At 69.6% G+C, this 5,900-nt stretch carries 5 protein-coding genes and 2 pseudogenes; 3 read left to right on the plus strand and 4 right to left on the minus strand.

Going from position 1 to position 5,900, the window contains the following annotated elements; genetic code table 11:
• Nucleotides 1-139, minus strand: a pseudogene (locus G3N61_RS37635) (dihydroxyacetone kinase subunit DhaK); the annotation flags it as partial.
• Here G3N61_RS37635 and G3N61_RS37640 point away from each other — a divergent pair.
• Nucleotides 117-1,136: pseudogene (locus G3N61_RS37640) on the plus strand (DAK2 domain-containing protein); the annotation flags it as partial. The pseudogenes G3N61_RS37635 and G3N61_RS37640 overlap by 23 nt on opposite strands.
• A 143-nt stretch (nt 1,137-1,279) precedes the next feature.
• Here G3N61_RS37640 and G3N61_RS37645 read toward each other — a convergent pair.
• The 3 genes from G3N61_RS37645 to G3N61_RS37655 form a co-directional block, all read right to left on the minus strand.
• On the minus strand, nt 1,280-1,741 hold the full coding sequence (locus G3N61_RS37645) for a hypothetical protein (protein ID WP_143331234.1): 462 nt from the start codon (nt 1,739-1,741) through the stop codon (nt 1,280-1,282).
• A 58-nt stretch (nt 1,742-1,799) separates the two neighbouring features.
• Entirely contained in the window at nt 1,800-2,087 is a 288-nt protein-coding gene (locus G3N61_RS37650) for a DUF1330 domain-containing protein (RefSeq protein WP_205824957.1), read from the minus strand.
• A 213-nt stretch (nt 2,088-2,300) separates the two neighbouring features.
• On the minus strand, nt 2,301-3,161 hold the full coding sequence (locus tag G3N61_RS37655) for a MaoC family dehydratase N-terminal domain-containing protein (RefSeq protein WP_089454612.1): 861 nt from the start codon (nt 3,159-3,161) through the stop codon (nt 2,301-2,303).
• Nucleotides 3,162-3,459: 298 nt separating this feature from the next.
• Between G3N61_RS37655 and G3N61_RS37660 the strand changes: the two genes are divergently transcribed.
• The gene (locus tag G3N61_RS37660; protein WP_043185339.1) at nt 3,460-3,939 is read left to right on the plus strand and encodes a MarR family transcriptional regulator; all 480 of its coding nucleotides are present in this window, start codon (nt 3,460-3,462) and stop codon (nt 3,937-3,939) included.
• Nucleotides 3,936-5,900, plus strand: a 1,965-nt coding sequence (locus G3N61_RS37665) for an FUSC family protein (RefSeq protein WP_205824960.1), incomplete at its 3' end; no start/stop codon positions are given. The genes G3N61_RS37660 and G3N61_RS37665, both read left to right, overlap by 4 nt.

Raw genomic sequence — 5,900 nt, forward strand, 5'->3', positions numbered from 1 at the left:
GCAACGAGACGTCGTCGGCGACGATGACCGTTTCGACCGGAATGCCTTCGGCCCGCGCGAGCTCGGCGGCGAGCCCGAAATTGAGCCGGTCGCCCGTGTAGTTCTTTACGATCAGCAGCGCGCCGTTGCCGGCCGATGCGCTGGTCGACACGCTGCTGTCGAGCATCGTCGCCGATCTCGTGCTCGACCGCGGCGAGCGGGTCGCGCTGTTCGTCAACGGCCTCGGCGCGACGCCCGACATGGAACTCGCGATCGTGCTGCGCGCCGCGTACGACAACCTGCACCGGCGCGGCATCGTCGTTGCGCGCGCGTGGGCCGGCACGTTCCTGTCGGCACTGAACATGCCCGGCTGCTCGATCTCGGTGCTGCGGCTGAACGACGAACGCGCGGTGCTGCTCGACGCGCCGACGCAGGCGCGCGCATGGCCGGGCGGCGGTGCCGTGAATACGCAGATCCGCATGGCCGCGGCCGCTGCGCAGGAAGCACCGCTGCCGCCGCTCGATGCGGCCGGCCGCGCGTGGGCGGCGCGCCTGCAACCGGCGCTGCACGCGGTCGCGCAGACGCTGATCGATCATGAGCAAACGCTGACGGATCTCGATGCGGCGGCCGGCGACGGCGATCTCGGCGCAAGCATGCTGCGCGCCGCCCAGGCAATCCTCGCACTGCCGGAAGCCGCATGCGGCACACCGGCCGGCGCACTTGCGGCGCTCGGCGCCGCGTTGCGCCGCGCGATCGCCGGCAGTTCGGGGCCGTTCTATGCAACCGCACTGCTGCGCGCGTCGCGCCGGCTGGCCGATATCGCCGAGCCGTCGGCACGCGACTGGGCCGCGGCGTTCCGCGGCGCGGTGGATTCGATCAGCGAACTGGGCGGCGCACACGCCGGCGACCGGACGATGCTCGATGCGCTGGTACCGGCCGTCGCGGCATTCGAGCGTGCGCTCGACAACGATCGCGATCCCGCCGGCGCATGGGCGGCCGCGGTCGAAGCCGCCGAGCACGGTGCGCAGGAAACGGCACGCATGACGCCGCGTGCGGGGCGCGCGAGCTATCTCGGCGAACGCGCGATCGGCACGCCGGACGGCGGCGCGGTGGCGGTGTCGTACTGGGTGCGTGCGTTGCAGACGCACATCGGGTGAAGCGTGAAGGTTGAAGGCGCGGAGCGCGCCTTCAATGCATCGGCACGCATGACGTCACGTTGCGTCACGTGCCGATGCCGCGGATCGCCGCGATGCGGGCGGCGTCACCTCCGTCGACTCCGCCTCGAACCGTCCGCACTCCATCAGCGCGTTTTCGTCCGCCCGGGCAACAACGCCGCGCCAACCGACGCCGCGCCGAAACTCGCTAGCCAGCACCAGTAGCCGATCGCGTCGAGATGCACGGGTTCGACGTCCCCCGCTTCGTTGACGGCGATCTGGTGCTGCGTCAGGAAGCTCAATCCGAACAGCAACGCCAGTCCAGCCAGCACCACCGCCTGGGCGCGGTAGCGCTTCGCCGTCAGCAGCCAGGCGGCGAACACGAGCGGATTCGCAAGCCATGCATAGATGCCGCCGAGCACGCCCATCCAGCCCGTCAACAGCACTTGCCAGCCGTCGGCCCACGGATGCGGAACGGGCGCGCCGGTGCGGAACGGCGCGGTGAACATGGCGACCAGATAGCACAGCACGCTGATCGCGAGCAGCACGGTCGTGGCACGGCCCATCGGCGGGCGAACGGGTGCAGTGGCGGGGATCGATGTGTTCATGGGCGGGGCGGGTGCCCGGCGTCGCAACGCGTCGCCGGAAACGCTCGATGCGGGTCGCTCAGACGCCTTCGACCAGCACGGCGCGATAGCGCGCGCCCTTGAAACGGTGCTGGGCGACGGCCTGGTATTCGGGGCCGTGATACCACGCGTGCGCGGCCTCCTTCGACGGGAACTCGACGATCACGACGCCTTCCGGGCCTTCGCCCTCGAGCGTTTCCTGCGCCCCGTAAGCCGCGAGCACCTTCACCGGATGCCCGGCGAGCGTCGCGCCGACCTTGCTCTGGTAGAGGTCGAATTCTTGCTGGTCCTGCATGCTTTCACGTGTAAACACAATGTAGGTGGCCAAGATACGTGCTCCTGATGCGATGCGTGGAAGTTGGACGGGCCGACCGCGCGCCGCACCGTTCGGCAGGACGGCACGCGACCTGCTCGCAGCTTACAGGGGTTTGCCGACGAACGTCGGAGCGCGCCCGAGTGCCCGCCCGGGCGGCGACAGCGTGCGGCAACGGCCATCCGCGGACGGATCTTGCCGCGTCGCGGATGAACGAACGGGCACCCGTTACGCCAGGGTTGCGGTGGCCTGCATCGTCAGCCAGCCGTCGCGATCCTTCGTCCACAGCTCGATCGCATTGCCGTCGTCCGACGGCTTGCCGCACAGCGTGAACGGCTCCCCGTCGAAGGTCGGACGCACCGCGCGGAACGCGAAGCTCGCGAGCGTCGCCCCGGGCCGTTCGCGATGCACGAGATCGACGAGCAGCGTCGCGATCAGCGGGCCGTGCACGACGAGCCCCGGATAGCCTTCCTCCTGCGTCACGTAGCTGCGGTCATAGTGGATGCGGTGACCGTTGAAGGTCAGCGCCGAATAGCGGAACAGCAGCACGGCGTCGGCCGTGACCGTGCGCGACCACGTCTCGCCTGCCGGCGCCGCGATCGGCTTCGGCGCGGGTGCGCCCGGCTGCGGCGCATCGCGATAGACGATGTCGTGCTCTTCCTCGACGCACAGCGCGCCGTCGCACTCGATCCGGTGCTGCACCGTCACGAATACGAGCCGGCCGCTGCGACCCGTCTTGTCCTCGAGGTTCGCGATCGTCGATTCGCGCGTCGCGCGCCGCCCCGTGCGCAGCGGTGCATGGAACGTCAGGCGGCCGCCGGCCCACATGCGGCGCGGCAGCGGCACGGGCGGCAGGAAGCCGCCGCGCTTCGGGTGGCCGTCGGGTCCGAGTTCGGCCAGCGGCGCGACCGGCAGGAAATACAGCCAGTGCCACATCGGCGGCACCACGTCGCCAGGCGACGGACGGTCGAGCGTGGCGGCCAGCGCGTTCAGCGGGAACGCGGTGATGTCGTCGCCGAGCGTTTCGGTCTTGCCGAGCCACGCGTCGAGCGATGCCGGGGCGGGGGGCTGCGAGGATGAGATAGACACGTGCGAAGTCTCCGGGATGCTTGCAACGGTCCCAATATGCACGCCACGCGCCGTTTCGCGAAGCCGGATTTCCCGAACCCCGGCTTCCGATCTGCCTGACCTGCCGGACGACTTTCGTCTGACCATTCGATCGCCGTCGCCGCACGCACCGCCGGTGCCGACAACCTTACAGCTTGACCATCCCCGGCACGCCGCCTAAATTGCTTCAAACAGGCTGGCCGTGCCGTGAGCGACGTGTCATGCGGGTGACAAAAACGATAGTTTGCTATCGAATTATTTTGCCCCTATCATCTCGCCCATGACCAATCTGCACGACCTCCGCCTCGCCGTCAGCAGCCTGCTCGTGCTGTCCGCGCGCAAGTGGCGCCGCACCAGTGACGGCGTGCTGAACGCGTACAACGTGTCCGAAGCGTGCGCGACGCCGCTGCTGATCGCCGGCCGCCTCGGCGAAGGCGTACGGCAGGGCACGCTCGCCGAACACGTCGGCATCGAAGGGCCGTCGCTCGTGCGCCTGCTCGACCAGCTGTGCGCGGCCGGCCTCGCGCGCCGCGACGAGGATCCGCACGACCGCCGCGCGAAGACGATCTCGCTGACGGCCGCCGGCCGCGCGGTCACCGCGAAGATGGAAGAAGACCTGCGCGCGCTGCGCGCCCAGGTGCTCAAGGGTGTCACGCGCGCCGATCTCGAAGCGACGCTGCGCGTGCTCGACGCCTTCAATGCATCCGAGTCGCACACGCCCGCCGCGCGCGCGTCCCACACCGGCAACGCCACGTCATGACCTATCCGAGCCTGCGCGACTGGCTGTTCTCGGGCAAGACGTTCGCCGCGTCGATGCTGGCGCTGTACCTCGGCCTGTATTTTCAGTTGCCGCGCCCGTACTGGGCGATGGCGAGCGTCTACATCGTGTCGAACCCGTTCGTCGGCGCGACGCGCTCGAAGGCGCTGTATCGCGCGCTCGGCACGGCGCTCGGCGCAGCCGCCGCGATCTTCTTCGTGCCACCGTTCGTCGAGACGCCGCTGCTGTTCGCGATCATCGTCGCCACCTGGTGCGGCACGCTGCTCTACCTCGCGATCTCCGACCGCACCGCGCGCAGCTACGTGTTCATGCTCGCCGGCTATACGATGCCGCTGATCGCGCTGCCGACCGTCACCGATCCGTCCACCGTGTTCGACGTCGCGATCGCGCGCACCGAGGAGATCGTGCTCGGCATCGTGTGCGCGAGCGTGGTCGGCAGCGCGATCTTCCCGAACCGGCTCGCGCCGACGCTGATCGAGCGCACCGACGCGTGGTTCAAGGACGCCGCGTTCTACGGCCGCGAAACGTTGTCCGGGCACATTGCCGGCAAGGCGCTGTCCGCGTGCCGGCAACGCCTCGCGGCGACCATCACGGGTCTCGAATTCCTGCTGAGCCAGCTGAGCTACGACCATGCGCATCCGCGCATCCTCGCGCGCGCGCAGGCGCTCGCGGGCCGCATGCAGCTGTTCCTGCCGCTGATGTCGTCGCTCGCCGATCCGTTGATCGCGCTGATGCGCGACCTGCACATCCGGCCGGCCGGGCTCGACGAGCTGCTCGCCGATGCCGCGAAATGGTTCGACGCGCCGCTGCCGGCCGTCAGGGCCGGCAGCGACGGCGACCTGACCGACGACCCGGTCGCGGAACGCCTGCGCGAACGCATCGTCGCGCTGCAGCCGGGTGACGATGCACTGACGAGCTGGGACGGCGCCCTGCTGTCGAATGCGCTGTGGCGGCTGCGCCAGGTCATCGACATCTGGCAGGACTGCCGCTCGCTACGCGCGCTGATCGGCAACGAAGCGGGCGTCTGGCAGCCGCGCTACCGGCACTGGCGGCTCGGCGGCACCGAGCGCTTCTTCGATCGCGGGATGATGCTGTTCTCGACGCTTACCGTGGTCGCCGCGATCGTGTTCGCGAGCTGGCTGTGGATCGCGTCCGGATGGCACGACGGTGCCGCGGCCGTCACGCTCGTGGCGGTGTCGTGCAGCTTCTTCGCCGCGCTCGACGAGCCGGCGCCGCTGGTGTTCAAGTTCTTCCTCGCGACGACCGCGAGCGTCGTGTTCGCGGGCCTGTACCTGTTCGTCGTGCTGCCGCACGTGCACGATTTCCCGATGCTCGTGGTGATGTTCGCGGGCCCGTTCATCCTGATCGGCACCCTGCTGCCGCGCCCGCAGTTCAACATGGTGACGATGCTCGTCGCCGTGAACACGGCCACCTTCATCAGCATCCAGGGTGCGTACGACGCCGATTTCTTCGTGTTCCTGAACAGCAACCTCGCAGGCGTCGCCGGGCTGCTGTTCGCCTATGTGTGGACGCGTGCGACACGGCCGTTCGGCGCGGAACTCGCGGTGCGGCGCCTGCTGCGCTCGGGCTGGGAAGATGTCGCGCGCTCCGCGTCGACGCAGCCGCTCGACGACCAGCGCAACCACGCATCGCGGATGCTCGACCGCGTCACGCATCTGCTGCCGCGCCTCGGCGCGTCCGACGACCATCGCCATCCGTCGATCGAGAGCTTCCGCGACCTGCGCATCGCACTGAACGCGCTCGACCTGCGCCGCGCGCGCCGCAAGCTGTCGGGCGACATGCCCGATGCGATCGACCGCGTGCTGGCCGGCGTCACCGACCACTACACGCGCTGCGCCGCCGCGAACGCGCGCCAGCCGGCGCCGCCCGCGCTGCTTGAGACGATCGACGATGCGCTGCAACGCGTCGCGGGCCGCAACCTG

The organism is Burkholderia sp. Ac-20349 (assembly GCF_017104865.1).
GTDB classification, from domain to species: Bacteria; Pseudomonadota; Gammaproteobacteria; order Burkholderiales; family Burkholderiaceae; genus Burkholderia; species Burkholderia aenigmatica.

Coding starts and splice junctions, on each gene's coding strand:
- G3N61_RS37645 (WP_143331234.1), bottom strand. CDS start 1,741: ATGAACACATCGATCCCCGCCACTGCACCCGTTCGCCCGCCGATGGGC.
- G3N61_RS37660 (WP_043185339.1), top strand. CDS start 3,460: ATGACCAATCTGCACGACCTCCGCCTCGCCGTCAGCAGCCTGCTCGTG.